Source organism: Mycolicibacterium alvei (assembly GCF_010727325.1).
Taxonomy (GTDB): domain Bacteria; phylum Actinomycetota; class Actinomycetes; order Mycobacteriales; family Mycobacteriaceae; genus Mycobacterium; species Mycobacterium alvei.
Genome location: NZ_AP022565.1, coordinates 3182969 through 3208880, shown reverse-complemented (window position 1 = coordinate 3208880; position 25912 = coordinate 3182969). Strand labels below are relative to the sequence as shown.

The 25912-nt window shown below is 66.8% G+C and carries 24 protein-coding genes and 1 pseudogene; 13 read left to right on the top strand and 12 right to left on the bottom strand.

What is annotated here, in order from left to right; translation table 11 throughout:
* Positions 1 to 6: 6 nt before the first annotated feature.
* Positions 7 to 1383 carry a type VII secretion-associated serine protease mycosin gene (gene mycP, locus G6N44_RS15400; RefSeq protein ID WP_163665373.1) on the top strand — a complete coding sequence of 459 codons (1377 nt, stop codon included), beginning with the start codon at positions 7 to 9 and terminating at the stop codon, positions 1381 to 1383.
* Complete coding sequence (eccE, locus tag G6N44_RS15395; RefSeq protein ID WP_163665371.1) at positions 1380 to 2297, top strand: type VII secretion protein EccE; 918 nt, start codon at positions 1380 to 1382, stop codon at positions 2295 to 2297. Before mycP ends, eccE begins: the two co-directional genes overlap by 4 nt.
* Here the strand turns inward: eccE and G6N44_RS15390 are convergent.
* Positions 2253 to 3452 (bottom strand): alpha/beta hydrolase family protein, encoded by a 1200-nt coding sequence (locus tag G6N44_RS15390; RefSeq protein WP_163665369.1) that lies wholly within the window; start codon positions 3450 to 3452, stop codon positions 2253 to 2255. The two genes, eccE and G6N44_RS15390, sit on opposite strands and share 45 nt — an antisense overlap.
* Before the next feature lie 28 nt (positions 3453 to 3480).
* Positions 3481 to 4353 (bottom strand): amidohydrolase family protein, encoded by an 873-nt coding sequence (locus tag G6N44_RS15385; RefSeq protein ID WP_163665367.1) that lies wholly within the window; start codon positions 4351 to 4353, stop codon positions 3481 to 3483.
* A gap of 57 nt (positions 4354 to 4410) precedes the next feature.
* Here G6N44_RS15385 and G6N44_RS15380 point away from each other — a divergent pair, with 57 nt between their 5' ends.
* Positions 4411 to 5178, top strand: a complete 768-nt coding sequence (locus G6N44_RS15380; RefSeq protein WP_163665365.1) for a trans-aconitate 2-methyltransferase — start codon at positions 4411 to 4413, stop codon at positions 5176 to 5178.
* On the opposite strand, the gene G6N44_RS15375 is transcribed toward G6N44_RS15380, so the two are convergent.
* Positions 5179 to 5661 carry a hypothetical protein gene (locus G6N44_RS15375; protein WP_163665363.1) on the bottom strand — a complete coding sequence of 161 codons (483 nt, stop codon included), beginning with the start codon at positions 5659 to 5661 and terminating at the stop codon, positions 5179 to 5181. It lies immediately after the preceding gene.
* Positions 5662 to 5716: 55 nt separating this feature from the next.
* Between G6N44_RS15375 and G6N44_RS15370 the strand changes: the two genes are divergently transcribed.
* On the top strand, positions 5717 to 6391 hold the full coding sequence (locus tag G6N44_RS15370; protein ID WP_163669997.1) for a phosphatase PAP2 family protein: 675 nt from the start codon (positions 5717 to 5719) through the stop codon (positions 6389 to 6391).
* On the opposite strand, the gene G6N44_RS15365 is transcribed toward G6N44_RS15370, so the two are convergent.
* Entirely contained in the window at positions 6345 to 7808 is a 1464-nt protein-coding gene (locus G6N44_RS15365) for a bifunctional phosphatase PAP2/diacylglycerol kinase family protein (RefSeq protein WP_163665361.1), read from the bottom strand. The genes G6N44_RS15370 and G6N44_RS15365 overlap by 47 nt on opposite strands.
* A gap of 78 nt (positions 7809 to 7886) precedes the next feature.
* Here G6N44_RS15365 and G6N44_RS15360 point away from each other — a divergent pair, with 78 nt between their 5' ends.
* On the top strand, positions 7887 to 8540 hold the full coding sequence (locus G6N44_RS15360; RefSeq protein WP_163669996.1) for a L,D-transpeptidase family protein: 654 nt from the start codon (positions 7887 to 7889) through the stop codon (positions 8538 to 8540).
* A 3-nt stretch (positions 8541 to 8543) separates the two neighbouring features.
* On the opposite strand, the gene G6N44_RS15355 is transcribed toward G6N44_RS15360, so the two are convergent.
* Positions 8544 to 9002 (bottom strand): nuclear transport factor 2 family protein, encoded by a 459-nt coding sequence (locus G6N44_RS15355; protein WP_163665359.1) that lies wholly within the window; start codon positions 9000 to 9002, stop codon positions 8544 to 8546.
* A gap of 237 nt (positions 9003 to 9239) precedes the next feature.
* Between G6N44_RS15355 and G6N44_RS15350 the strand changes: the two genes are divergently transcribed.
* The 3 genes from G6N44_RS15350 (at position 9240) to G6N44_RS15340 (ending at position 12539) form a co-directional block, all read left to right on the top strand.
* Positions 9240 to 11084 (top strand): Hsp70 family protein, encoded by a 1845-nt coding sequence (locus G6N44_RS15350; RefSeq protein WP_163665357.1) that lies wholly within the window; start codon positions 9240 to 9242, stop codon positions 11082 to 11084.
* Between the two features lie 48 nt (positions 11085 to 11132).
* A complete protein-coding gene (locus G6N44_RS15345) occupies positions 11133 to 11582 on the top strand; it encodes a cupin domain-containing protein (RefSeq protein ID WP_163665355.1) in 450 nt (149 codons plus the stop codon).
* An 87-nt stretch (positions 11583 to 11669) separates the two neighbouring features.
* Positions 11670 to 12539: a glycoside hydrolase family 16 protein gene (locus G6N44_RS15340; RefSeq protein ID WP_163669994.1), complete on the top strand. Its 870-nt coding sequence runs from the start codon at positions 11670 to 11672 to the stop codon at positions 12537 to 12539.
* 11 nt (positions 12540 to 12550) lie between these two features.
* Here G6N44_RS15340 and G6N44_RS15335 read toward each other — a convergent pair whose 3' ends face one another.
* The 4 genes from G6N44_RS15335 to G6N44_RS15320 are packed head-to-tail and all read right to left on the bottom strand — an operon-like array spanning position 12551 to position 16928.
* Entirely contained in the window at positions 12551 to 13564 is a 1014-nt protein-coding gene (locus G6N44_RS15335; protein ID WP_163665353.1) for a zinc-binding dehydrogenase, read from the bottom strand.
* Positions 13540 to 15135, bottom strand: coding sequence for a phosphonate ABC transporter, permease protein PhnE (gene phnE / locus G6N44_RS15330; protein ID WP_163665351.1), 1596 nt, complete (start codon positions 15133 to 15135; stop codon positions 13540 to 13542). Before phnE ends, G6N44_RS15335 begins: the two co-directional genes overlap by 25 nt.
* On the bottom strand, positions 15132 to 15944 hold the full coding sequence (gene phnC, locus G6N44_RS15325; protein ID WP_163665349.1) for a phosphonate ABC transporter ATP-binding protein: 813 nt from the start codon (positions 15942 to 15944) through the stop codon (positions 15132 to 15134). The genes phnE and phnC overlap by 4 nt, the downstream gene beginning before the upstream one ends.
* A 6-nt stretch (positions 15945 to 15950) precedes the next feature.
* Positions 15951 to 16928, bottom strand: a complete 978-nt coding sequence (locus tag G6N44_RS15320; RefSeq protein WP_163669992.1) for a phosphate/phosphite/phosphonate ABC transporter substrate-binding protein — start codon at positions 16926 to 16928, stop codon at positions 15951 to 15953.
* A 177-nt stretch (positions 16929 to 17105) separates the two neighbouring features.
* On the opposite strand from G6N44_RS15320, the gene G6N44_RS15315 reads away from it, so the two are divergent.
* The 5 genes and pseudogenes from G6N44_RS15315 to G6N44_RS15295 form a co-directional block, all read left to right on the top strand.
* Complete coding sequence (locus G6N44_RS15315) at positions 17106 to 17822, top strand: GntR family transcriptional regulator (protein WP_163665347.1); 717 nt, start codon at positions 17106 to 17108, stop codon at positions 17820 to 17822.
* 207 nt (positions 17823 to 18029) lie between these two features.
* Entirely contained in the window at positions 18030 to 18701 is a 672-nt protein-coding gene (locus G6N44_RS15310) for a VldE C-terminal domain-containing protein (RefSeq protein ID WP_163665345.1), read from the top strand.
* Positions 18702 to 18775: 74 nt separating this feature from the next.
* The gene (locus G6N44_RS15305; protein WP_235683090.1) at positions 18776 to 19702 is read left to right on the top strand and encodes a hypothetical protein; all 927 of its coding nucleotides are present in this window, start codon (positions 18776 to 18778) and stop codon (positions 19700 to 19702) included.
* Between the two features lie 22 nt (positions 19703 to 19724).
* The gene (locus tag G6N44_RS15300; RefSeq protein WP_163665343.1) at positions 19725 to 21563 is read left to right on the top strand and encodes an ABC transporter ATP-binding protein; all 1839 of its coding nucleotides are present in this window, start codon (positions 19725 to 19727) and stop codon (positions 21561 to 21563) included.
* A 78-nt stretch (positions 21564 to 21641) separates the two neighbouring features.
* Positions 21642 to 21917, top strand: a pseudogene (locus G6N44_RS15295) (HipA domain-containing protein); the annotation flags it as partial.
* 190 nt (positions 21918 to 22107) lie between these two features.
* Here G6N44_RS15295 and G6N44_RS15290 read toward each other — a convergent pair.
* The 3 genes from G6N44_RS15290 to G6N44_RS15280 all read right to left on the bottom strand — a co-directional run bounded on the left by G6N44_RS15290 (position 22108) and on the right by G6N44_RS15280 (position 25850).
* Positions 22108 to 22713 (bottom strand): maleylpyruvate isomerase family mycothiol-dependent enzyme, encoded by a 606-nt coding sequence (locus G6N44_RS15290; RefSeq protein ID WP_163665339.1) that lies wholly within the window; start codon positions 22711 to 22713, stop codon positions 22108 to 22110.
* 53 nt (positions 22714 to 22766) lie between these two features.
* The gene (locus tag G6N44_RS15285) at positions 22767 to 25289 is read right to left on the bottom strand and encodes an arylsulfatase (RefSeq protein WP_163665337.1); all 2523 of its coding nucleotides are present in this window, start codon (positions 25287 to 25289) and stop codon (positions 22767 to 22769) included.
* Between the two features lie 72 nt (positions 25290 to 25361).
* A complete protein-coding gene (locus tag G6N44_RS15280; RefSeq protein WP_163665335.1) occupies positions 25362 to 25850 on the bottom strand; it encodes a MarR family winged helix-turn-helix transcriptional regulator in 489 nt (162 codons plus the stop codon).
* Positions 25851 to 25912 lie beyond the last annotated feature (62 nt).

Genomic DNA, 25912 nt, shown 5'->3' with positions numbered 1-25912 from the left:
GAACCGGTGATCCACAAGAGTCTGGGTGTTCTGGCCACAGCCGGTCTGGTGCTGTTGGTCGGGTCCCCGTCGGCGGGTGCGGTCAGCCCGCCCGAGATCGACCCGCAGATCTCCCCACCGGCCGGTAGTGCCGGCCCGGTGGAGGCGATGACGCAGCGTTCGGCGTGCGTCACCACCGAAGCGAGGCCGGGTACCGATCCTGGCGCGGTCAACCCGAACCAGTTGGCGCTCAACCTGTCCGGTGCCTGGAAACAGAGTCGCGGGCAGGGTCAGACCGTTGCGGTCATCGACACCGGGGTACAGCCGGGACCGCGGTTGCCCCACGTCGAGGGCGGTGGAGACTTCATCGAATCCACTGACGGCCTGAGCGACTGCGACGGGCATGGCACCGCGGTCGCCGGTCTCATCGCCGGCCAACCCGGGACCGACGGTTTCTCCGGGGTGGCGCCGGAGGCTCGGTTGATCTCGATTCGGCAGAACTCACCGCGTTTCGCCCCGCGAACCCCCAGCGCCGATGCCGCCGAGGCCCGTGCCGCAGCCGATGTGGCCAGCCTGGCCCGGGCCGTGGTGCGCGCCGCCGACATGGGTGCGCGTGTCATCAACATCTCGGTGGTGACGTGCCTGCCCGCCGACAAACAGATCGACCAGACCGAACTCGGTGCGGCGCTGCGTTATGCAGCGGTCGAGAAGGACTCGGTCATCATCGCGGCCGCGGGCAACACCCAGGGCGGGGTCACCACGGGGTCGGCGTGTGCGTCCAATCCGCTGTCCGGAACGCCGGGTGATCCGCGCAACTGGGGCGGTGTCTCCTCGGTGTCCATCCCGTCGTGGTGGCAGCCCTACGTGTTGTCGGTCGGCGCACTCAACGCCACCGGCCAGCCGTCCGGATTCACCATGTCCGGTCCCTGGGTGGGAATCTCGGCGCCGGGGGAGAACGTCTCCTCGGTGAGCAACGCGCCCGGAGGAGGGCTGGCCAACGCGCTGCCCACCGACCAGGGCAAGCTGGTTCCGCTCGACGGCACCAGTTACGCCGCGGCCTATGTGTCCGGGGTTGCGGCCTTGGTGCGCAGCAAGTTTCCCGATCTGAACGCCCGCCAGGTGGTGCACCGATTGACCACGACGGCCCAAGGCGCGGCCCGGTCGCCGTCGAACATCATCGGCGCCGGCGGTGTCGACCCGGTCGCCGCACTCACCTGGGACGTCGCCGACATCCCGCTGGACGGACCCGCGGCTCCCGCAGGCAAACCCATTGCCGCACCACCAGAACCAGCCCCGCGTGACAACACCGGCCGAATCGTCGCTTTCGCCGGCACCGGAGCACTTGCGCTCGCGGCGCTCGCCGTCGCCTTCGCCGCATATCGACGGAAGGACCCCACCACATGACCGCCCGACTCGCGCTGGCGTCGCTGTTCATCGTCGCAGCCGTCCTGGCCCGGCCATGGCAGACCAACTCTGAACGGTGGGTGCTCGGAGTTTCCGTCGCGGCCGTGGTGCTGTTGCTGACCTGGTGGGGCGGGGTGTTCCTGACCACGCGGATCGCCCGGCACCTGGCGATGTGGCGGCGCAACCGTGCCAAGACCGGGCCGGCCGAGCAGTCGGACTCCGAGACCGTCACGCTGCGCGTCGATCCCGCGGACCCGGCGCAGTTGCCGGTGGTGGTCAGCTACCTGGATCGCTACGGCATTCGCTGCGACAAGGTCCGGATCACCCACCGTGACGCCGGCGGCACGCGGCGCAGCTGGATCAGCCTGACCGTGGCAGCAGTGGACAATCTCGATGCGCTCCGCGCCCGCTCCTCGCGAATCCCGTTGCGGGATACCACCGAAATCGTCGGTCGTCGGCTCCGTGACCATCTGCATGAGCAGGGCTGGACGGTCACGCTCGTCGACGGGGTGGATTCCCCGCTGCCCGACCCAGGTAAGGAAACCTGGCGCGGCGTGGCGGACGACTCCGGCTACGTGGCGGCCTATCGCGTGAGCGTGAGCAACGAGCTGGACGCCGTGCTGGCCGGGATTGGTGCGCTACCGGCCCAGGAAACCTGGACCGCACTGGAATTCACCGGATCTCCGACCCGGCCGCAGCTGACGGTGGGCGCAGCGATCCGTACCCAGGACCGGCCCGCACGCAAGGCTCCACTGGCCGGCCTGAAACCGGCGGGTGGCCGGCACCGTCCGGCGTTAGCAGCGTTGAACCCGCTGTCCTCGGAGCGCCTGGACGGCACTCCGGCCGTACTGCCGCAGGTGCTGCTGGTATCAGTCGAACATGAAGTCCCGCAGGAAGCGGGTCATCCGGCGTAGATAGTCCGGCTGGCTCACATGCAGCAGATGATTGCCCGGGAACCAGTGGAATGCGCAGCGATCCCAGTGTTCCCACAGCATTTCGGCCTGTTGCGGTGGGGCCAGCCGGTCACCGAGGCCGGTGATGATCAACCGTCGTTCCTTGGGGACCAGCGGCGCGTAGTTGAGCGGCGAGGTGTACCGCGCCGCGGCTTCGATCAATGCCGGGTCCGTCCCGGCGACGCGACGCTGCAGCGCCACCAGCTTGTTGGCCGGGAACCACTCGTCGACCGTGCGATCCGGCGTCACCACGGGAACATTCGGCACCACAGCCTGGATCCGGTCGTCCACACTGGCCAGCAGGGCCGAGGAGAATCCACCCAGAGAGATTCCGGTCAGGGCGATCCGGTCGACACCGGTGAACTCCAGATAGTCGATCACCGAACGGAAGTCGTGCACGGCCTGGGCCATGGCCTCGGAGAACCCGGCATATCCGTGGGCGAAGTATCCGTAGCCGCTGAACGGTGAGAACCGTTCGGCGCGTTGGCCGTGAAACGGCAGGGTGTAGAGCAGCACGTCGTAGCCGGACCGGTAGAACCACGGCAGCGACAGGAACAGGCCGTTGGCCAGATACGGCGATCCCATGAACCCGTGGATCACACACAACGTCGGGTGCGGCCCGTCGTCATGGCGCCAATGCTGGGCCCGCACAACATTGTTCCGGGTGAACCCGCCCCACATCTCACGCAGCGCCGGGTTGACCGCGGTGAAGCTGCTCTCGAACCGGATGTTCTCCACCCGGCCGTGCGCGATCATCTCGGCTACCGGATTGGCCGGGCGGGTGGACACCCGTGGCAGCCGGGTCGGTGCCGGGAACGACACCGTGGGATCCTGGGCCGCAGCCAGATCCGCGTAGAACCGCATGTGGTCGTTCTCGGCGCGCGACGCGGACGGATGCAGCATCGACGCCAGCGTGGTCGGCACCATCGACGACGCCACGATCGAGGCCACCCCGGTACGTAACGCGATGTCGGCGACCGCCGAGGCGTCGACGATCGCGCGCTGCTTGAGCGTCAGATCGGCCCGCCGCGGCAGGCCCCGCGCGCCGGCGTCACCGCCGGGAACGTCGGGAACAGGAATCGGGGGTTCGACCGGATCTGCGCTGGACGGCTCCACGATTCCCGATGCTAGCCAACTGCTCAGCTCAGCCGAACAACTTCGCGGCGTTGTCGTGCAGGACGTTGCGGCGCCAGGTGTCGTCGACGCCCGGCAGGTCGATCAGATGGTGCACGGCCTCGGCATAGCCGTAGGGAATGTTCGGGAAATCGCTGCCGAACAGGATGTGCTCACCCAGGGCTTTCAGCCGGTTCGCCTCGGTGGCGGGAAACGGCATCGTCTCCTCGACGAACGGCGTGAACGCCATCGTGGTGTCCAGCCTCACCTGCTCGAACTGTTCGGTGAGATCCAGGAACGCCGAGTACTCGGGCATCCCCATGTGCGCGACGATCAGCACCAGCCGCGGATAACGGCCCAGCAGCCGGGCGATCGGGTCGGGCCCGGTGAACTGCCCCGGAACCGGACCGGAGCCGCAGTGGATGACCACCGGGATCCCGGCCTCCTCGATCAGCCCCCAGACCGCGTCGAGCAGGGGATCGTTCGGGTCGTAATTGCCCACCTGGATATGCGCCTTGAACACCTGGGTGCCTGCGGCGATGGCCTCCGCGACGTACTTCGGGGCCTCGGGTTCGGGGAAGAACGTGGCGGTGTGCAGGCAGTCCGGGGTCTCCTCGGCAAAGCCGACCGCCCACTGGTTGAGCCAGGCGGCCATCTCCGGTTTGTGCGCGTAGATCAGTGAGGAGAACCTGCGGACACCGAATCCCCGCAGCGTGGCGACCCGCTCGGCCTCGTCGGCGCGGTAGGTGATCGGCCATTCCCGACCGATCATCGGACCCTGGCTGTCGAAGTACTGCCACACCTTGTCCATGACGTTCTTGGGCATGAAGTGCGTGTGCACGTCGACGATGCCGGGCAGCCCCAGCTCCGTCCAGATCGTCCGCACCTTGTTTGCTTCGTCCATCGTTCCCAGACGATAACCATCCACCCTCGACCCGCGGGTGGCGGGCATGATCGGGGTATGTGGAATCCGGACGCGTACCTCGCCTTCGCCGACCATCGGGGCCGGCCGTTCTACGACCTGATCACGCGGGTTGCGGCGGAGGCGCCCCGACGGGTCGTCGACCTGGGTTGTGGACCGGGCAACCTCACCGAGACCCTCGCGCAGCGCTGGCCCGCCGCGGCTCTGGAAGCCTGGGACAGCTCACCTGAGATGGTGGCCGCGGCGAAGGACCGCGGGATCGAGGCACAGGTCGGGGCGATCGAGGACTGGGAACCACAACCCGACACCGACGTGGTGATCACCAACGCCGCGCTGCAGTGGGTGCCCACGCATCGCGAACTCCTGGTGCGCTGGGCCGGGCAGTTGGCTCCGGGCGCCTGGGTCGCCTTTCAGGTGCCGGGCAATTTCGACGCCCCGTCCCATCGCGCGGTGCGTGAGCTGGCCCGTCGTGAACCGTTCGTCGAACCGCTGCGCGACATGCCGTGGCGCGATGCCGGTCAGGTGGACACACCCACGCAATACGCCGGGCTGCTGACCGATGCGGGCTGCGCGGTGGACGCCTGGGAGACCACCTATACGCACCAATTATCCGGTGAGACACCGGTTCTGGACTGGATCGCCGGGACCGCTCTGACGCAGGTGAAGGGGCGGCTGAGCGAACAGATGTGGGAGCAGTACCGGCAGGCGATCATCCCGATGCTGGCCGAGGACTATCCGAAGCGCGACGACGGCATCACGTTCTTCCCGTTCCGGCGCGTGTTCGTGGTGGCGCAAATCGCGGGGTAGCTACGGGTGATAGGGCACGCCGACCGCGCGGAACACGTACTCCGGGCCGACGTCGAAGGCCAGCGACCGGCGGGGCAGCTGCGCGAGCACGTCGGCCGGGATCTCGGTCTTGTAGTGCAGTGAGAGCTTCCCGTGACAGCGCCGGTCGATCTGGGCCACGTCGGCCTGCAGGGTGAGCCCGGTCTCGCCGATCTCGGCGTGCACCGCGCCGACCTGCGGGGCCGACCAGAGTTGGTCGATGCTGCGGCCGGCGAGCTTGGGCAGGGTGGACATGGTGGCCAGCGCCCGGTAGTTCGTCAGAACCAGGGAGCCGGCATAGCTGGCGACACTTCCTGCCGATCGCATTCCGGGGATCGATCCGGTGAAACGCCTGGTGACCGGTATGTACTCGGCCAGGAACAGGATGCCCTCGGCGTCGGCCTCCGACCGCAGACTGTCCGGCAGCCCGCCGATGTGCATCAGCTTTCGCAGGATCACAGCCATGCCTTCGACGGTAGCGCGCAAAGATGGCAAATCGGTTGGAGCTGGTAGAGATTGTCTGGTGAGAACTCGGGCGGGCCGGCTGATCGTGACCGCGGTGCTGGCCGTCGCGGTGTATGCGGCGTTGTGGATCGGCTACGAGAGGCCGTGGGCCTGGTTGGCCGACGTCGACGCCGCGGCTTTGGCGGGTCCGTACCGGTACGGCTCGGCCCACCCGGGCTGGGTGACGGCATGGGACGTGTTCTGCACCGTGCTCGGGCCGTTCGCCTTCCGGTTGCTGGCGTTGGTGATGATCGTCGTCGCGCTCGTGCGTCGCCACCGGCGCATCGCGTTGTTCCTGTTCTTGACCATCGAGCTCAGCGCGGCGACGACCGAGGTGGCCAAGTACCTGGCCGACCGTCCGCGCCCCGACACTGCGCTGGTCCATGCCCTGTCCACGTCGTTCCCGTCCGGGCATGCGCTGGGCGTGATGGTCGCGGTGCTGGCCCTGCTGGTGCTCGCTTGGCCGACGCTGCGACCACACCGGCGGGGATGGTGGGTGGCCGCCGGCGCGCTGGTCGTCGTCGCGATCGGGGTCGGGCGGGTGGTGCTCAACGTCCACCACCCCTCCGATGTGGTGGCCGGGTGGGCCTTGGGCTACGCGTGGTTCGTGGTGGTCTACCTGCTGTGTCCGCCCTATCCGGCGGTCACGGCAGCGGACAGAACACCGGTAGCACTCGATACCGCACGGTGAAACTGGCCTCACTGAGCGTCTCGCCGACCTCACCGTCGTGCGCGACGACGGTCGGCCCGTCGACGGCGACGAACCGGAACTGTGGCACCTGCAACTCGTGATAGAGCGGGCTGCGTTCGAGCCGGCCGAGCGCCACGGCCGTCGCGATGCGAAGCCGGCTGAACCGCCGCCCGGTCTCCAGGATCCGCACATCGATCAGACCGTCGTCCAGGCGTGGGCGCTGAGACGGGGCGAAACCGGACGGGAAGTACGTCGAGTTGCCCAGGAAGAACAGTTCCGTCTCAAGTGTCTTGTCGTCGTAGCTGATTCGTACCGGAGCCTCCCGGCGCAGCGTCAGGTACAGCGCGTACATCCCGGCCATCCGCTTGCCCATCCGGTGCTCGAGCTTCTCGCGCAACCGCACGTAGTTCGGGTAGGCGCCGATGCTGGCGGTGTTGATCACCATGCGTTGCTCGTTGAGGCACACCAGGTCGACATAGGCGGCGGTGCCGCCGGTGATGGCCGCGACGGTGCGGGCCACCGAATCGCAGCCGATGTCCTTGGCGAAGTGGTTGAACGTCCCGCCGGGGAACACCGCGAGCGGAACACCGGCCTCGACGGCGATGCCCGCCGCGCAGGCCACCGTGCCGTCGCCGCCGCCCACCGCGAGCACGTCGACGCGGGCGGCGGTCTCACGCAGCACCGTCTCGATGTCATCGTCGTCGCCGAGTTCGACGATCTCGGTGCTCGGCAGGGCTTTTCGGACGTCGTCGACGATCCGGGCACCGGTCCCGTCACCGGAGGCCGGGTTGATCACCAGGGCTACACCGGCACCGTCCGGTCGGGGCTCGGTGTGGAACCGCAGCGGATCCGACGTCGGCAGGGTGGCGGCCGGGATGGTCGGGACGATGCGTGCGCCGAGGACCGCGATCGCCGCGCCGATGCCGAATCCCGCGAAGACATCGCCGGGATAGTGCGCCCCGGTGGCCACCCGCGACAGCCCGACCAGGCCGGCGAGCAGCGCCAGCGGCAGACCGACCGGTGCGGACTCCAGGCCGACGCCCACCGCGAAAGCCGCGGCGCTCGCGGAGTGTCCCGACGGCAGGGAATGCGAGGTGGGGACCCGCCGGGTCCGCCGGGCCAGCGGGATCCTGCTGCGGTCCGGTCGCGGCCGCCGCCAGATCCGTTTGGCCACCTGGTTGGTCACGAGACTGGTCACGGCCAGGCTGACGACGCCGCGGGCGGCGCCACGCCGCAACGATGTGCCGCCCAGCGCACCCATGATGGCCGCGATCGCGAACCACAGTTTGGAATGGTCTGCGGCCCTGGTCAGCCTGGGCATCACGGCGTCCAACAGTGGGCTCGGCGACTCGGCGACCGCCTCGAACACCTCGCGGTCCAGGGTGCCCAGGCCTTGGCCGATCGCGCGCACGTCCATGGCGCCAACGTAGCGGCCGCGACCGGATCGTGCTCGTAGCTTTATCCGGCCGTGAGGGTTGCCGACGACGATGGACGGATGCGCCGACTGCTCGCCATGCTGTGTGCCGGGGTGTTGGCTCTGGCATGCGCGCCCACGGCCGGTGCCGTCGACCCGCCCTGGTTCGCGTCCTCGGTGGGCAACGCCACACAGGTGATTTCCGTTGTCGGCGTGGGTGGTTCGAAGGCGAAGATGGATGTCTGGCAGCGCGGGCCTGCGGGCTGGCAACCGATCGGCGCGGGCATTCCGGCCAATATCGGCTCCAACGGGATGGCCCCGAAAACCCGTGAAGGCGATATGGCCACCCCGATGGGCGTATTCACCCTGGACTTCGCCTTCGGGACCGCCCCCAACCCCGGCGGTGGTCTGCAATATGTCCAGGTCGGTCCAGACCACTGGTGGGACGGCGATACGAAGAGCCCTACCTACAACACCATGCAGGTGTGTCAGAAGGCGCAGTGTCCGTTCAGCACCGATTCGGGAAGTGCCACCGAGAACCTGCAGATCCCGCAGTACAAACACGCTGTGGTGATGGGTGTCAACAAAGCCCGGGTGCCCGGCGACGGGAGCGCGTTCTTCCTGCACAGCACCGATGGCGGCCCGACTGCCGGTTGCGTGGCGATCGACGATGCCACGCTGGTGCAGATCATCCAGTGGCTGCGGCCGGGAGCGTTGATCGCCGTCGCGAAGTAGCCGTCAAATATTCAGGGCGGCACCGGGTTCGAGCTTGAAGTTGAGGCCCTCCAGCGACAGGGTGGCGTCGTAGGTGCGGTCGTAGCCGGTGGCGCTGATCTTCCAACCGTCGGCGGTCCGCCGGTAGCGGTCGTGGTAGAACGCCGACCCGAACAGCATGAAGTTCATGCTCGGGATGATCACGCGGTCCTGCAGGTACCAGGTGCCGGTGGCCTCGTCGCCGTCCACCACGATCTCCGGGTGGGCGACGCGATGCTCGGAGATGACCTCCGGCCCCAATGACGCCTTCATGTACTCGACCAGGGAGTCGCGGTCGGTGAAGTGCAGTGTCTTGCCCATGGACTGTCCGTAGTCGCCTGCGATGTCCTCGGTGAGGGTGCCGGCGAAGTCGTCCCAGTGCTTGGTGTCCAGCGCCCGGAGGTACCGGTACTTGACCTGCTTGATGTCGTCGATGTCACCCATGCCCGACATTGGAGCACAACTCCGGCGGACGCAATACCCGCAATCCCGCCACCCGGGCACCAGTGGTTTGCCGACCCGACGGGTCGATCTTCGTCGACGGTGACCATGATCGTTCCCGCACGCGAGGTGGGCGTTGCTGACCTGGTCAAAGATGCACCGCCGGAACGGGCTTCGCCAGGGGTGCTGCGGAGTGTCGAGCGGCCCCGGCGCCGCGCGACGGCTATCGTGGCGAACGTTATGAGCGGCCCGTTGGGGTTGTCGATCGGGACCACCAACTTGGTTGCGGCGCGTGTCGGCAATCAACCTGTCAGCCGGCGTTCGGTGTTGACGTTGTCGACCGACCGGACGCCGCAGATCGGCGTGCCCGAATCCGGTTCGGGTGTCACCTTGAGCGGGTTCGTCGAGCGGGTCGGTGATCCGGTGCCGCTGGTGGCGCCCGACGGTGCGTCCTATCCCGCCGACACCCTGTTGGTCGAGTCCCTCGATGCGATGGTCGAACTCGTCGGCGGCCCCTCCGAACAGTTGGCCATCGCGGTACCCGCCCACTGGGGTGCGCCCACATTGCGGGCGCTGCGCAACGCGCTGCGGCACAATCCCAGCCTGGCGCGCGACGGGCGGCCGCCCCGGCTCATCCCCGATGCCGTCGCCTCGCTGGCCGCGCTGCGCGCCAACCCGGGCCTGCCGTCCAACGGTCTGGTGGCCCTGCTGGACTTCGGCGGCGGTGGTACCAGCATCACGCTGGCCGACGCCGCGGCGGCCTTCGAGCCGATCGACGAGACCACCCGCTATCCCGATTTCTCCGGTGATCAGATCGATCAGGCGCTGCTGACCCATCTGCTCGACGGTGTCGCCCAGGCCGGCGGTATCGATCCGGCCGGCACCGAGGCGGTCGGGTCACTGGGCCGGTTGCGTGAGGAAAGCCGTCAGGCCAAGGAACGTCTGTCGGCGGAGACCGCCACCGATGTCGTGGTAGAGCTGCCCGGATATTCGGCCACGGTGCGGGTCACCCGTACCGAACTCGAAGGGCTGATGCAGGCGCCGCTGGCCGGCGTGATGGATGCGCTGGAAAAGATGTTGGAGCGCAACGGGATCGGCTGGCCCGCGGTCTCGGCGGTGGTGACCATCGGTGGCGGCGCCAGTATTCCGCTGGTCACCCAGAAACTTTCGGAGCACTCGCAGGCGCAGGTGGTGACGACTCCGCAGCCGGCGCTGGATGCCGCGATCGGTGCCGCGTTGTCCGCCGCCTACGCCGTCGATGCCGATGCGCAGACCGGCGTGGCCCCCACCCTGGGCGTGGCGGCGGTGCCCGTGACGGCCGGAATCCCTTCCGGCGCAGAGGGGTCCGCGGATTCCTCGACCTTCCGCGCGTTGGCCTGGTCGGAGGATGAGGCCGGCGACGACGTGGTGCCCTACACCGGACCGGATCTGGTGGATACCTACGGCAGTGAGACGGCGGCGCGTCCCGCCGTGCAGTACGTGCCGCCGACGGGTCCGATCGAGCAGCAACGCGGCGGGTGGGAGCGGTTGCCGCTGACCGTCTTCGCGGTGGCCGCGGCCCTGGTCCTCGTCGCCATCGGCGGTGTGACGTACGCGTTGACCAGCGCGACGGGCACCGCGCCGACTGCAGAGGTCAAGCCGCCCGAGCCGAAGCCGTTGCCTCCGCAGGAGGTGGCGCCGAGCCCGGTCGCACCCCCGCCTCCGGTCGAACCGCCGCCGCCGGAACCGGTGAAACAGGCACCCCCGCCGGTCACGGTGACCCAGGCTCCGCCGCCCCCGGTGACCGAGACGCACGTCGTCACGCAGACGACGACGCCGCCTCCTCCCACGACCACGACGACCACGACGACCACCACAACCACGACAACAACGACGACGACAACCACGACTCCGCCCACCACCACGACGACGCCGCCGACCACCACGACGAATCCGATGACGACGACCTACGTCACCGTGCCGTTCGTCCCGGTGCCCATCCCGATCCAGGTGCCGAACCGCGGTGAGCCGCAGAACCCCTACCCGCAGCAGCCGCAATATCCGTATCAGCAGCAGCCGCAGTATCCGTACCAGCCGTATCCCTGACGAAAAGTGGCCGGAGAAGGTAGCTTTCGGTCAACGCCGGGAGGACCGATGAAACTCACGCATATCGCTGCCATGGGCGCGGTGACCGCAGTCGCCGCAGGTGTATCGATCGCCCCGGCCGCAGCTACCCCGGGCGAGGGCGACGTCGTGCGCACCGATCTCGGTAAAGGCACCACCTCCGCGCCGATCTGGGTCGTGACGGCGGGACAACCGACCACGTTGCACGTGCAGGGTCTGGTGCTCAAACCCGGGGCCGGCAGCGGTTGGCACACCCACCCCGGTCCGGAGCAGTCGGTGATCAACGATGGTGCGGTCGTCGTGCGGAGCGCGGGGAATTGTGCGCCGGCGGTGTACACCGCCGGCCAGATGGTCGTCATCCCGGGCGGGGTGGCCCACCAGGTCACCAATGAGGGGGCCGACGACGCCGATGTGGTCGTGACCTACACGTTGCCCGCCGACGCTCCGGTGCGTGGCGACGCGCCTGCCGAGTGCCCCTAGCTGGTGAAACAGGCTTGCCGCCACGAAACTTTGGGCAGGGCTCGGATATCTCGGTAAGAGTTCGGTTAAGGTTCTGCTGTGCCTGAGATGGATCGACGCAGCGTGATGTTCATGATGGGTCTGGGGGTGGCAGCGGCAGCGCTGCCCGCCGGGACAGCGAACGCCGACCCGGTCGCACCTGGTCCCGTCGCACCCGGGGGTCCGACTCCGCCGGCCGCTACCGCGGCGGCACCCACGTTCCTGTTCCAGGATGAGTTCAACGGTCCGGCCGGGTCCCCGCCGGACCCCACGTGGTGGCACCTGGTGCCCGAGCGGGAGACGATCAAGAACCCGGTCGAGTGGGACAAGCCGTTCAACATGGGCCGCTACGTCGCCGACACCAACCACGCCTTCCAGGACGGCAAGGGCAACCTGGTGATCCGCGCGACCCGCGGCCCGGGCACCACCGTCCAGGAGAAGTACGCCAGCGCCAAGGTGGTCGGAAACTGGCGCGGTGGCATCGGCACCACGTGGGAGGCCCGGGTCAAGCTCAACTGCCTGACCGACGGCGCCTGGCCCGCGTTCTGGCTCCTCAACGACGATCCCGTCCGCGGTGGCGAGGTCGACCTCGTCGAGTGGTACGGCAACCGCGACTGGCCGTCGGGCACCACGGTGCACGCCCGGCTCGATGGTGAGTCCTTTGCCACCAACCCCCATCCCATCGACAGCGGGTGGCACACCTGGCGGATGTCGTGGACACCGCAGGGCATGTACTTCTGGAAGGACTATGCCCCCGGCATGGAGCCCTTCTTCGAGGTCCCGGCAAACTCGTTGCAGGACTGGCCCTTCAACGATCCGGGCTACACGATGGTGCCGGTGTTCAACATCGCAGTCGGCGGCTCCGGTGGCCGCGATCCGAGCGGTGGCAACTACCCGGCCGAGATGCTGGTCGATTGGATCCGCATCTTCCAGGGCTGAGTTTCTCTGCTTCAGGGGCAGACCGCGGTCCGGAGCTTGCCGGGCGGCGGTGGATTCAGTGCCGACGTGATCTCGTCCAGCGCGACCGGCGGCGTGACCAGACATTCCCACGGATAGCGCTCTCGGGTGCGGTCGAGGAATTCGACGGCCCGGTGCAGATGTCGGGGTTCGTAATTGTGCACACCGGTGATGGTCAGCCACCGCCGGACCACGGTTTCCGGATCCACTGACAGTGGTGGGCCCGGGGTCACCGATCCGGCGAGCACCAGGGTGCCACCGATGTCGAGGCGTCCCAACGCATCCGCGACGGCGGCGGACGAACCGGTGTAGTCGATCGCCACGTCGACCGGCCCACCGTCGGAGGCGCGGCCCCCGAAGTCTGCCGCCAGCGCCAGGCGGTCGGCGTTGCGGTCGACGACCTGGACATCGGCCCCGGCCTCGGCGCAGGCCGCGACCGCGGTCAGCCCCAACATGCCTGCCCCGCCGATGAGTACGCGCCGGCCCGTCAGATCGTCGGCGGCTTCCAACGTCGCCATCACCGTCGCCGTCGCACACGCGGCGGGTGCGGCGACCGCGTCGGGTAGCGCGTCGGGAACCACGGCGATGGTGGTGCCGCGCGGCAGAACCAGATGTGCGGCATAGGAACCCGACAGCGGCCAGTCGCTGTCGAACGACTCGTGGCCCACCTTGCGCACCGACAGGCACTTGGCGGTCAGACCGGACCGGCACCGGCCGCATGTACCGCACGCCACGGTCACCGACCAGATGACACGTTGTCCGACTTGGGCATTCGCGTCCGGGCCGGTGGCGACGACCTCGCCGACTGCCTCATGGCCGAGGATCGACGGGCAGGCGGCTGGACGCCGGCCCATCACGGTGTGCAGGTCGCTGCCGCACACCGTCGCCAGCCGCACCCGGACCAGGATCTCGCCGGGGCCCAGTTCGGGGATCGGCACCATCCGCAGGTCGACATCCGAACCGGTCCACACCGCGGCCACCGTCACACGAGGCGGGATCGGATCCATCCGGACAACCTTTCGATGGCGTAGACGATGACGAAGATGACGAGGACGATGGCACCGGCGACATCGAAGTTGAGCGTGCGAATCGACTCGAACAGCAGGTAGCCGATACCGCCCGCACCGACGATGCCCAGAATGGTCGAGGTACGCACGTTCACGTCGAACTGGTACAGGCTGGATCCGACCATCGCCGGCATGGCTTGCGGAATCACCGCGGAGAAAAGCGTTTTCCACCACCCGCCGCCGACCGATCGCACCGCCTCCAGCGGTCCCGGATCGATTTCCTCGACCGCATCGGCGACGAGTTTGGCCAGGAATCCGATGGAACCGATCGCCAGCGCGCAGGTACCGGCGACGGGTCCGAGCCCCAACGCCGCGACGAACACCACGGCCAGGATCAACTCGGGTACCGCCCGCACCAGCAGAATCCATGCCCGCGCGGCCCAGTAGACCGCCGCGTGGGGTGTGACGTTGCGGGCGGCCAGGATTCCGACCGGGATCGACAGCACCACACCGATGGCGGTGGACACCACACCGATAGCGACGGTTTGTCCTGCGGCCGCGAACAACTCACCGCCCAGTGCGGAGAAGTTGGGCGGGATCATCCGGGCGAACACCTCGACGGCCGGGCCCACCCAGGTGACCAGGGAGAGCGGGCTGATCTTCAACACCACCAGGGCCGCCACGCAGACCGCGACCAGTGCACCGCCGAACCCGAACCGGGCGGCGCGCTCGCGGGCCGGGTTGGACACGGCAGCATCGAGGAGCATCCGGCGGATCACGATGGACAGCAGTTCCATCGCGGCGATGATCACCAGGATGACGCAGGCAATGCCGAGCGCCCGCGGATAGATCAACCCCCGCAACGCATCCTGCAACGCGAAGCCGATTCCGCCCGCGCCGACGAAGCCAAGTACCACCGACATGCGCAGGTTGATGTCGATGCGGTAGATGAAGGTGGAGACCCAGGACGGGACGACCTGGGGGACGACGGCGTTGAGCATCTCGCGGAAGTAGCCGACGCCGGTGCTGCGAACCGCCTCCCGCGGTCCCGGATCGGTCTGCTCGATGGCATCGGCGAAGACCTTGCCGAGCATGCCGATGGAGTGCAGGGCCAGCGCGAGAATGCCCGGGAGAACGCCGATTCCGAGGGCCCGGACGAACAGCACGGCGAACAGCAGGTCGGGCATGGCGCGGCAGAAGGTGATGATCGCCCGGGCCACCGCCTGCACGGCCGGGTGCGGGGTGGTGTTGCGCGCCGCCAGGAAGGCCAGCGGCACCGAGGCGATCGCGGCGAGCACGGTTCCGAGCACGGCCATCAACAGGGTCTCGACGGCCAGTCCGCCGATCCGACCCGGATCGTCCAGCCGCGGCGGAATCATGCGCTGCAGCAACGCCATAACGTCGTCGAACCCGTTCAGCAGCGTGGCGGGGGCGAAGTCGATCGACCAGGCCGCCACGAGGGTGGCCAGCAGTGCGGCCACCGTGAGCAGGTGCAGCAGACCGGGCAGCGGTCGGCGCGGGGGCGCCGGTCGCGCGGTCGGTGCCGGGCGTTCGGTCAGGTCAGTGCTCACGACGGGCGGACCGCCGAGCGGGCAGCGGGGTCGACGCGCTGATAGATCTCCATGACGTCGTCGCGGGTCATGCCGACTGCGGACCGGTCGAGGATCTTCTGGCCGTGCCGCAGTCCGACCAGTCGATGCGCCCAGCCGAGTGCGAGGTCCACCTGGTGCAGGGTGCACACGACCGTCAGCTTCTCCTCGATGCAGACCCGGAACAGCAGATCCATGACGACACCGGCATTTTCGGGATCGAGCGAGGCGACGGGTTCATCGGCCAGCAACAGACCGGGTTTCTGCATCAGGGTGCGGGCGATCGCAACGCGTTGCTGTTGGCCACCGGAGAGGGTGTCGGCGCGGCGGTCGGCGTAGTCGGCCAGGCCGACCCGATCGAGGTAGGTCAGGGCTTCGGCGCGCATCGCCTTGGGGTATGTCAGTGCGCCGTACCGCGGCAACCGCAGTTGACCGAGCCCGCCGATCAGGACGTTCTCCAGGCAGCTCAGCCGCCCGACCAGATTGAAATGCTGGAACACGAACCCCACGTTGCGGCGCAGTGCGCGCAACTGCGTGGCCGAGGCCGTATCGACGTGGGTGCCGCCGACCTCGACACTGCCCGAGGTGACCGGATGCAGGCCGTTGAGACAGCGCAGCAGCGTGGACTTGCCCGAGCCGGAAAGGCCGAGCAGCACCAGCATCTCGCTGCGCCGGACGTCGAGGCTGACCCGGTCCAGGGCCAGGGTGTCCCCGAATCGTTTGGTGACGTCACGGGCGATGACGACGAGGTCGTCACCGGCGACGGCAGGGTGGGGGCCGTTGGTGCTCATGGGTGGTCAGCCCTTGCACTTCTCGGAACCGGTGACGTCGCAGACGCGGCGCACGCCGCTGTAGTCCGAGTCCTCGACCGGCACGAATCCCCAGGCGCGTTCGTCGGTGATCCGGCAGGCATCGCCCTCGCAGAGGCCCTCGGCCTCGAGGTTGGGCACGTTGACCTTCTCGGCGAAGAGTGTCTTGAGCTTGCCGATGGCCTCGCTGCCCAGCGAGTCGTTGGCGGCGAACACCGATCCGGCGATCGTCTCGGACTTCCAGACCGTCTTGAGCTGACCGGGTTCGAGGTCGCCCTTGGCGATCATGGTCTTGTCGACCATGGTGTCGAACGCGAAGCCGGCGTCGCAGTCGCCGTTGGCGATCGCCAGGGCCGAGGAATCGTGACCACCGGCGTAGATCGGGGACATCGCCGCGGAGAGATCACCTTCGGATCCGGATTTGATCACCCCGGCCTCGATCAGCCCGGCCGTCGGGTACAGGAACCCCGAGGTCGAGCTCGGGTCCACGAAGCAGACCTTCTTGCCGGCAAAGTCCTTGAGACCGTTGATGTTCGCCTCATCGGCACGGGCGAGGCCGTAGGACTGATAGCCGGGATTCGCGCCCTGCTCCTGGGTCACCGCGCCGACCGGGGTGACCTCGGCGCCGTTGACTCCGGCCACCACGTAGGCGAACGGACCGAAGAAGGCGAGGTCGACGTTGTTGGCGATGATGCCCTCGACTACCCCGGCGTAGTCGGAGGCCTGCACGAACTCGACCTCGGCGCCGGTCTCCTTCTCCAGCAGCTTGATCAGCGGCTGGTAACTGGCCTTGAGGTCGGTGGAGTTCTCGGCGGGGATCGCGGCCAGGGTGAGGGTTTCGGGGAAACCCTGGGCGGTCTTGGCGTCGGAGTTGTCGGAGCTCGAACAGCCGGACAATACGAGGGCGGTGCCGGCCGCTGCCACGGCTGCGATCCGGGCCGGCTTAAAGGAGGTACGGAACAACATGGCGCGCAGGACCTTTCGTGGCGGGGCCGATTGACGGGCAGTGCGTCCGCGGAGGCGGACGATTGCCATGACCCACACCCTGTGTGGTGGTCTATACCAACGGGTGCCCCCGAGTTGGCGCGGAGGTTAACAACGCGGCAAGTCTTGGTCTATACCAAGACTTGCTACGGTGAGCGGGTGTCCGCGAGCGCTGAACCTCGGGTTCTCAAGCATCAGCTGGTTCGTGCGCAACTCGAGCGCCTGCTCGATGACCTGGAGGTCGACGACCCTTTCCCGGCGGAGCGGGAGATCGCGGAACGATTCGACGTCGCCCGTGAGACGGTCCGACAGGCGTTGCGAGAGTTGTTGTTGGCCGGTCGGATCGAACGCCGTGGCCGCACCACCGTGGTTGCCCGGCCCAAGATCCTGCAACCCCTGTCCATGGGGTCCTACACCGAGGCAGTCAAGGAGCAGGGCCGCAGCGGTGGGCGCATCCTGGTCGGTTGGAGCGCCTTGGTTGCCGACGACATTCTGGCCGGGCAGTTGGCCATCCAAATCGGATCTCCCGTACTGCAATTGGAGCGCGTACTGACCACCGACGGCATCCGGGTCGGCCTGGAAACCACCAAGCTGTCCGCAGCTCGATACCCGGGGCTACGGGACACCTTCGACTACCGGGACTCTCTCTACGCCGAGATCCGCAGCCGTGGTGTTCATTTCGCCCGGACCGTCGACACCATCGAGACCGCACTGCCGGACTCCCGCGAATCGGCGCTGCTCACGGTCGACACCCGCACCCCCATGTTTCTGCTCAACCGGGTGTCCTACGACCAGAACGGAATCCCGATCGAACAGCGGCGCTCCCTGTATCGGGGTGACCGGATGACTTTCACCGCGGTGATGACCGCGCCGTAGCGGCGTCAGGGCGGGCCTCGTTATGCGGTTCAGGCCGGATATTTCGCCAGGTCGCAGTTTTCTTAGTGTTTTCTTATTCACGTTACCGATTTGTGACTAATGACCTGCAAAAACACATCGGTGAAACATGCAAGACGTTCCTGAGGAAACTCCCAGATCGGGGGAGAGGTTGCTGCCCCACCCCGGAACTGTCCGTATGGTGCTCGTGTGGGCCGACACGTATTAGCCAGCCCCCGCCAGCGCAAACTTCAGGCGGTAGCGGCTGTGATCCTTGCGCCCGTCGCTGCGTTCTTCGTCAGTGGTGGTGATACCCACCCGTACCCCGCCGAGCGCGCCGCCAAACCCGTCGCCGCCACCGAAGCTGCGCCCTGTTGCATGGAGATCGTGTCCGCAACCGCCGCGTCCGCGTCGGCTCCGTCCGTACAGACCGTCGCGTTGAGCGCCGCGCAGGCGCAGCCCGCCACAGCCTCGCGTTGGCGCGTCATCAACATCCCGCAACTGCTGCCCGTCGGTATCGCCCCCGAGCGGGGTTTGCAGGTCAAGACCATCCTGGCCGCCCGCAGCGTCCACGCCGACTTCCCCGAGGTACGCAGCATCGGCGGTGTCCGGCCCGACTCCCTGCGCTGGCACCCCAACGGTCTGGCCCTCGACGTGATGATCCCCAACCCCACCAGTGCGGCCGGCATCGCGCTCGGTAATCGGATCGTCGCCTATGCGTTGAAGAACGCCGACCGGTTCGCCCTGCAGGACGCCATCTGGAGGGGCACGTATTACACGCCCAGCGGGCCACAGTCCGGCGGTTACGGTCACTACGACCACGTCCACCTGACCACCAAGGGCGGCGGCTACCCGACCGGCGGCGAGCAGTACCTGCGTTGAGCGTGCTGCTCACCCCAGCGTGTCCCCGGACCGGGGAGCGCTGGGCCATTTAGATTCGCCTCGTGGTGCGCAGAATGTCGTTCCGCCGGGCACGATCGGTGATGAGCGCCGAGATCGCCGCGATCCGGCGGAGTGATCCCGATCTGGATCCCGGCGATATCGCGGGTTTCACGTTTCCCATCCTGGTCCGGGTGCTGGGCGTGTGCGTCGTCGGAGCGGTGCCGCTGCTGGTGGTGCGCAACAGTCAATCCGAGAACTCACAACTGGTACCGGCGATCGCCTCGTTCGCCCTGGTGCTCATCTGCGCGGCCGTGGTGACCTGGTTGATCTCGATCGTCCTCTCCGGGTTGGTGGTGATGGTCCTGTACCGAACCCGCCCGGCTGCCTCGTCGAAGCTGGTGATGAATGTCCTGACCGCGTCGTTCATCCGCATCAACGAGGCCACGTCCGCGCTGATGCTGTTGGCGTTGTTGACCGGTCTGCTGTCGTTGGCGGCCGGGTTGCCCACCAGGATGGATGACGAGCTGGCCAACTCGGTGATCGATGACCTGCTGGCCGCCCAGATCGGTGTGCTGCTGGTGGCATTGGGCTGTGCCTTCATCGTGGAGTCGATTCGCTCGGCCGCCCACATCGTCGACGATCAGTCACTGCTGCTGGCGTGGCCGTGGGCGCTGCTGATCGCGTCACTGGCCTGGGTACTGGGCACGGCCTTCGGACCATTCGAAGCAACCCGGATGCTGACCATCCTGTTGCACGAATGGTTGCCCGCCGTCGTCGACGGTCGACCGAGCGCCCAGGTGATCGCCGAAGTCGCCACGCCCGCCGCACGGTGGTGGGTCGCATTCGGGCCGCTGCCGATCATCGCCACGATCTGGGCCTACCAGGCACACCGCCACGGCGGGTTCCTCGCGATCCGGCAGTTCTTCGAAGGCCCCAGCCCTATCGCCGGTCCCGTCGCCGGCCCGGACGCTCCCCGCGACAGCGAAGACCCCGCGGGATAGCCTTCGCTGGAAGGGGGTGCCGGTGGCCACAGTGGCGTCGTCGCTGCACATGGTGTGGCGCAGTCTGAGCATGCTGCGCGCGGTCCGCGGCGTGCTGGCCCTGCTGCTGGTGATCGGCGGGATCGCCTCAGCGCTGCCCTATGTCACCGTGGCCGCCTTCGGGCCGATGGTCCAGGTGATCGCCGACGCCGGGAACAGCGGAAACCTCAGTGGCGTATGGGATCTCAGTGGTCCGCTGGTAGCTCGTCAGGACGGTGTGCTGCATTCCCTGGCGGCGTCGGTCCCCTTTGCCGTGCTGTTGACGGTCTGGGCGTCCTCGCTCGTGCTGACCCAGCTCATGTACTTCGTCAACGCCTGGATCGGCGCATACGTCGAGCGGGTGCTGGTGGTCGACATCCGGCAGCGCGTGCACGACCACCTGCAGTCGCTGTCCCTGGACTTCTTCCTGGCTTCACGCAGCGGCGAGCTGATGCACCGGGTGATGACGGAATCGACTGGTGTGCAACGGCTTCTGACCGACTGCCTGCTGCCGCCGTTGATCGATGCGGTCGTGCTGGTGGTGGTGATCAGCTACCTGCTCGCCATCTCGTGGCAGATGACGGTGGCCGCATTGGTGCTCACGCCGCTGGCGCTGCTCACCCTCAGATTCGCCGGTCGCCACGTGCAGGCGGTGATGCATCGGGTGATGAAAGCGGAGCGGGCGATGGCCGCCGAGGTCGAGCAGACGATCAGCGGGATCGCCGAAATCCAGACGTTCAACGCGCAACCGCTGCGGAGCAAGCGCTTTCATGCCGTCTCGGAGGAGGCCGCCAGGGGATCGGCAGCGTCGGTGGTGTGGATGCAGGCTACCGTCAACGGCTCTCAGATCTTCGTCGCGCTCAGTACGGTGGTCGTGCTCCTCGTCGGCGTAGGACTCAGTGGACACTTCGGACTGACCTTCGCCGGCCTGTTGGTCTTCGCTGGTGTGGTTCCGGTGATGTTCAGTGCCGCACAACGGGTTCTCGGGGCGTACACCACATACAAGTCGCTGGCGCCGAACGTGACGTCCACTTACGAACTGCTGGATACGACGCCCTCGGTTCGCGAAGCCGAGGATGCCGTGGCGCTGGGCGAGGTTCACGGCAACGTGGTCTTCGAGGATGTGACGTTCGGCTACACGCCCGGTCGGAACATCCTCGAAGGGCTGTCGTTCTCGATCGCCGAGGGGGAGACGGTAGGGCTGGTCGGTGGTATCGGGTCGGGCAAGTCGACGGTGTTCAACCTGATGCTGCGGTTCCGCGACCCTCAACACGGCCGAATTCTGTTGGACGGTCATGACATCTCGACCGTGACCATCGCGTCGTTGCGCGAGCAGGTGTCCAAACTCGCCCAGTTCCCGTTCTTCACCAAGGACACCATCCGGGAGAACATCCGATTGGCGCGGCCCGACGCCACCGACGCCGACGTCGAAGCCGCCTGCGTCGCGGCGCATATCGATTCCGTCATCACGACGCAGATGCACGACGGCTACGACACCGTGGTGGACGTCCAGATCCCCTCCGGTGGGCAGAAACGCCTGATCGCGCTGGCGCGCTGCCTGCTGCGCCGGCCCGAGGTGCTGCTGCTCGACGAGCCGACCGAGAACCTCGACGCCGACGAGCGGGCCCGGATGATCGGGGTGATCCGCGGCTACGCCAAGGACCGCACCTGCCTGGTGGTCAGCCATGACCTGGATTTCATTGCCGCGGTGGCCGACCGGATCCTGGTGCTCGAGGACGGGCGTATCTCACAGAGCGGAGATCATCAGACCTTGATGAGCCAGGGTGGCCTGTACAAGCGTTTGCACGAGGTGCAGACCGGGAGTGCAGTCAATAAGCATTGAATTCCAGGCATAACCGCTTGACCGCCCGGTGCAGGAGATGCCATGGCAGTTATGCATCATTTTTCAGACATAGGGGTGGGCGGCGGTTCCAAGGTGGCCGCGACCGCCGAGCTACTCAAGACCGTCGTGTTTTCCTGGCGCATCGGAAACGGCGATCTGCACGGAAAGAACTTGTCGATCTATGACCCCGACGGGGTGTGGCAACCAACGCCCGCGTACGACCTGCTGTGCACCCAACCCTACGCAGTCGATGAGCTTGTTGGCGCTGCGTACGACTGGCCGGACAGATGTGTTCAGATCGGATTCGATGACCGGCGGACAGAGCTTCTGGCCGAGATGCCGCGGACAAGCTAAATCAGTTCTCCCTGTGTGCCGCAACACCATTCATATTGACTAGATATGCTCTACATCTAGGATTGCAGCCACATGCTGGCAGTAATCCTAGACGTAAGTGCTTCCAGGGTTGAATTAGCTGCGCCTGGGCCAGCGTCCGCTGCGACACCATGGCCGGCGACTTGGGTCTGCCCGAATTGTCAGACGCGACCTAGTCGGTCTCGGGTTCGGCGTCGGGCACTTCGCGTCGATGCGCGAACATCAGCACGATGTCACGGATCGGCGCCTCGCGCCGGCCGCCCCACTCCGGGCCGACGGCATAGTCGGCATCGGTGGCCACGAACCGGTAACCCGGGAGATCTCGTTGCGGCGCAAACGGAAACTTCATGTGCCACAACCTTTGTGCAGTGACAACGGCCGCATCGATGGGCATCGGCCGGTCGATCCCGAGCGGGATGCAGATGTCCTGGGTGTGTACGAGGACGTCCATGAGCGGATCGACCTCCTTGGTCATGGGCGGACGCTTGCGCGAACCCGCCATGGCGCGCAGCCGCGCGGTGATGGCAGCCGGGTCGGAAGGATCGTCCAGCGCGGCCCGGCGCACCATGGCGTCGAACCGGAAGCCCGACTTGAGCGCCGCGGGCAACATCTCGCGGAGGCTCGCATGAGACTGCGTGATGTGGATGGCGACCTCACGTACCGTCCAGCCCGCACACAGTGACGGTGTGGCCCACTGTTGGGGCTCGAGGGTGTCGAGAAGATCGGCGAGCTGTCCGCGCTGCTCGTCGATGTTGCGCCAGATCGTGTCGGAGTCCACGGCTGTTCCTAACGTCAGGGTTGCCTGATCAACTTAGTCGTGCCGGACGCCGATCAGTCCGTTGCGAACGCGGCCTGCGCCTCCCGGTTCAGATCGACGTACTTCAGCTCGCTCACGTCGACCGCGACGCCCTTGATGGTGCCGCCGGTGAACCGTCCCGGGTTCTGGTACAGATCAGACACGTTGTCGCCACTGTCGAACCCGACGCACAGCCCGTCGCCGGCGAGGGTGAACTTGCCGATCTGGGCCCGCATCGGACCCTTGGCCGCTTCCTTACCGTCAACGTAAAGGATTGTGGTTCCCAGGGATTCACCGTGGTCACCCTTCTTCTCCCAGACGAACTCCATGCCCAACGCATGCTTGCCCTCGGGCAGCGGACCGGAAACGAACACCTGCTCGGGTTTGATACCGAGGAAGTTGTAGACGTAGTGCAGCTTGTTGTCCTTGATGAACAGTGAGTGCCCGCCGAAGCGCGATCCATGGGCGAACAACACGCCCTGGGCGCCTTTGGTCATATCCACGTCGGCGATGATCTTGTACGACCGCCCGCGGATGTTGACCGCTACACCCTCGGGCACCGGAGAGGTGTCCGGGTAATAGAGGTAGCGGGTGCGGGGCGGTTCGAACTGGGGTCGCTCGATGGTGATCATCTCGACGGCGGTGCGATCGTCGAGGGGCAGGACGTAGTTGTTCTTGGCCTCCTCGTTCCACGCGTCGATCAGCTCCTTGAGTTTCTCCGGATTCTGATCGGCGACGTTCTTCGACTCGGAGCGATCCTCGTCAACGTGGAAGAGCTCCCACTTGTCCTGATCGAAGTGGCTCTTTCCGCTGAGGGGCGCGTGCAGTGCGGACGCTTTCCAGCCGTCCTGCCAGATACCGCGGGTGCCCAGCATCGCGTAGTACTGACGCTTCTTCGTGGTGGCGGCATCGGCACCGTCGAAGCTGTACCGCATCGACACTCCGTTGACCGGGTACTGCTTGATGCCGCGGTAGTCCTCGGGCATCTCGATACCCGCCACATCCAGAATGGTCGGGACGACGTCCGTGGCGTGGTGGTACTGATGACGCACTTCGCCCCTGGCCTTGATGCCCTTGGGCCAGTGGATCACCATCGGATCGCACGTCCCGCCCGAGAACTGCGAGTACCGCTTGAACATCTGGAACGGTGTGGAGAACGCAACCGCCCACCCCGTCGGATAGTGGTTGTAGGTATCGGGCGTGCCGAGCTTGTCGAGCATCTTCATGTTCTCGGCCAGATCGTCGGGATAGCCGTTGAAGAACTTGTTCTCGTTGACCGACCCGTTCGGCGAACCCTCTCCGGACGCGCCGTTGTCGGCGCAATAGAAAATGACGGTGTTGTCCAACTGCCCGGTCTGTTCCAGGTAGTCGACGACCCGCCCCACCTGGGCATCGGTGTATTCGGAGAAACCGGCGAAAACCTCGGCCATCCGGGAGAACAACTTCTTCTCGTCGGGGTTCAGTGAATCCCAGGGGCGAACCGCATCTGCCTCGACCGCGACGTCGGCCGGCAACGGGTTGATCGGCGTCAGCTCAGTGCCTTTCGGCATGATGCCCTTGTCGATCATCCGGCCCAGCACCCACTCGCGGTAGGCCTCGTAGCCGTCGTCGAACTTGCCCTTGTACTTCGCCGAGTACTCCTCGGGGCTGTGGTGCGGCGCGTGGTTGGCGCCAGGGCAGAACCACAGGTACCAGGGCTTGGACGGGTTGCTGGACCGCTGATCGCGCAACATCCGAATCGCTTGATCAGCAAGGTCTTTCGACAGGTGATAACCCTGCTCCGGCGGATACGGCTGATCGATGAACCGGTTGTCCTCGGATAAGTCGGGATACCACTGGTTGGTTTCACCGCCGAGGAAGCCGTAGAACCGGTCGAAGCCCTTCTGCAGCGGCCACTCCGACTTGCTCCCGCCGCTGGAGACATCCTCCTCCGGCACGTTGTGGTCCTTGCCCACCCAGAACGTGCTGTAGCCGTTGTCCTGCAACACCTGTCCCACCGTCGCGCACTGTGCGGGCAATCGCGCCGCCGCACCCGGGAAACCGTCGGAACCCTCGGTGATGCTGGCGAACCGGTTCACATGGTGATTGCGGCCGGTCAGCAGGCAGGACCGGGTGGGCGAGCACAGGGCGGTGGTGTGCCACTGCGAATAGGTGAGTCCGTTGTCGGCCAACTTTTGCAGCGTCGGCATGTTGATCCGACCGCCGTACGGCGACCACGACGCCATACCGGTGTCATCGAACAGGACCACCAGGACGTTCGGTGCGCCCTCCGGTGCGTGCTTGAGTTCGAAGGGTTTCCAGTCCGGCTTCGAATCACGAACGTCGAGTTCGATCTTCCCGTCGAAACCTTCGTTGATGCCCGTGCCGTAGTCGGGTGGGCCGGCGTTTCCGCCGGCGTCGGATTTACCGCCGGCCTTGTCGGTGTCGTTACAGCCGGACGCCAGTGCGCCTACGGTGGCCGCGCCTACACCGGCGGCTGCGATGCCTCCCAGCATCGAACGCCGCGACAGCTTCCCGTGCTTGTCGGTCTCGGTGATGTCATCGCTGGTCGATTCCATACGGCAAGACTAAGCAGGGTTTGCATGCGTTGTCCGGATATCAACCGCAGAATTGGTTGGGTAGCGGCGGTGCTACAGCGGAATCGGGCGGTTCAGATCGTCGGCATCGTCCTCGGTGAGTAGCTCGTGGAAGCTGCGCAATGCCGACGCACACGCGGCCCGCTCGGCCGGGTCGAGCCGGTCCAGCACCTTGCTCAGTTCCCGCCGGCGCCGAGAGTTCACCTGCCGGACCAGTTTCCGGCCACGCTCGGTCAGTGACAACGTGACGACACTGCGGTTACTCGGATCGGAGCCGCGGACCAGGTGTCCGGATGCGTCCAACCGGTCAGCCAACCGCGTCACCGTCGACCCGACCACCCCGAGCGCCTGAGCGCACTCCGTCGATGTCGACTTCCCGCGCTCCTGCAGCACAAGCAACAGCCGGAACTGCGGTAGTGAGATCTCCAGTTGTTCCACACTGCGCAGCGCCACGCCCACCAGGTCGCGGGTTGCGACCTCGAACACCGACAACTCGTCGGCCGGAGTGCGGGTCATCTCGTGCTGCTGCGGCGCGCTGCCCATCAATTGAGTATCCCACGATCTGGGGCCACGTCCGGTGCGCAATGTGGCGGGTCGACCGAGTT

Excerpts from the sequence above, each read along its gene's own strand:
- eccE (WP_163665371.1), top strand. The coding sequence starts at position 1,380 with ATGACCGCCCGACTCGCGCTGGCGTCGCTGTTCATCGTCGCAGCCGTC.
- G6N44_RS15385 (WP_163665367.1), bottom strand. The coding sequence starts at position 4,353 with ATGGACGAAGCAAACAAGGTGCGGACGATCTGGACGGAGCTGGGGCTG.
- G6N44_RS15380 (WP_163665365.1), top strand. The coding sequence starts at position 4,411 with ATGTGGAATCCGGACGCGTACCTCGCCTTCGCCGACCATCGGGGCCGG.
- G6N44_RS15375 (WP_163665363.1), bottom strand. The coding sequence starts at position 5,661 with ATGGCTGTGATCCTGCGAAAGCTGATGCACATCGGCGGGCTGCCGGAC.
- G6N44_RS15365 (WP_163665361.1), bottom strand. The coding sequence starts at position 7,808 with ATGGACGTGCGCGCGATCGGCCAAGGCCTGGGCACCCTGGACCGCGAG.
- G6N44_RS15360 (WP_163669996.1), top strand. The coding sequence starts at position 7,887 with ATGCGCCGACTGCTCGCCATGCTGTGTGCCGGGGTGTTGGCTCTGGCA.
- G6N44_RS15355 (WP_163665359.1), bottom strand. The coding sequence starts at position 9,002 with ATGGGTGACATCGACGACATCAAGCAGGTCAAGTACCGGTACCTCCGG.
- G6N44_RS15350 (WP_163665357.1), top strand. The coding sequence starts at position 9,240 with ATGAGCGGCCCGTTGGGGTTGTCGATCGGGACCACCAACTTGGTTGCG.
- G6N44_RS15345 (WP_163665355.1), top strand. The coding sequence starts at position 11,133 with ATGAAACTCACGCATATCGCTGCCATGGGCGCGGTGACCGCAGTCGCC.
- G6N44_RS15340 (WP_163669994.1), top strand. The coding sequence starts at position 11,670 with ATGGATCGACGCAGCGTGATGTTCATGATGGGTCTGGGGGTGGCAGCG.
- G6N44_RS15335 (WP_163665353.1), bottom strand. The coding sequence starts at position 13,564 with ATGGATCCGATCCCGCCTCGTGTGACGGTGGCCGCGGTGTGGACCGGT.
- phnC (WP_163665349.1), bottom strand. The coding sequence starts at position 15,944 with ATGAGCACCAACGGCCCCCACCCTGCCGTCGCCGGTGACGACCTCGTC.
- G6N44_RS15320 (WP_163669992.1), bottom strand. The coding sequence starts at position 16,928 with ATGTTGTTCCGTACCTCCTTTAAGCCGGCCCGGATCGCAGCCGTGGCA.
- G6N44_RS15305 (WP_235683090.1), top strand. The coding sequence starts at position 18,776 with ATGTCGTTCCGCCGGGCACGATCGGTGATGAGCGCCGAGATCGCCGCG.
- G6N44_RS15285 (WP_163665337.1), bottom strand. The coding sequence starts at position 25,289 with ATGGAATCGACCAGCGATGACATCACCGAGACCGACAAGCACGGGAAG.
- G6N44_RS15280 (WP_163665335.1), bottom strand. The coding sequence starts at position 25,850 with ATGGGCAGCGCGCCGCAGCAGCACGAGATGACCCGCACTCCGGCCGAC.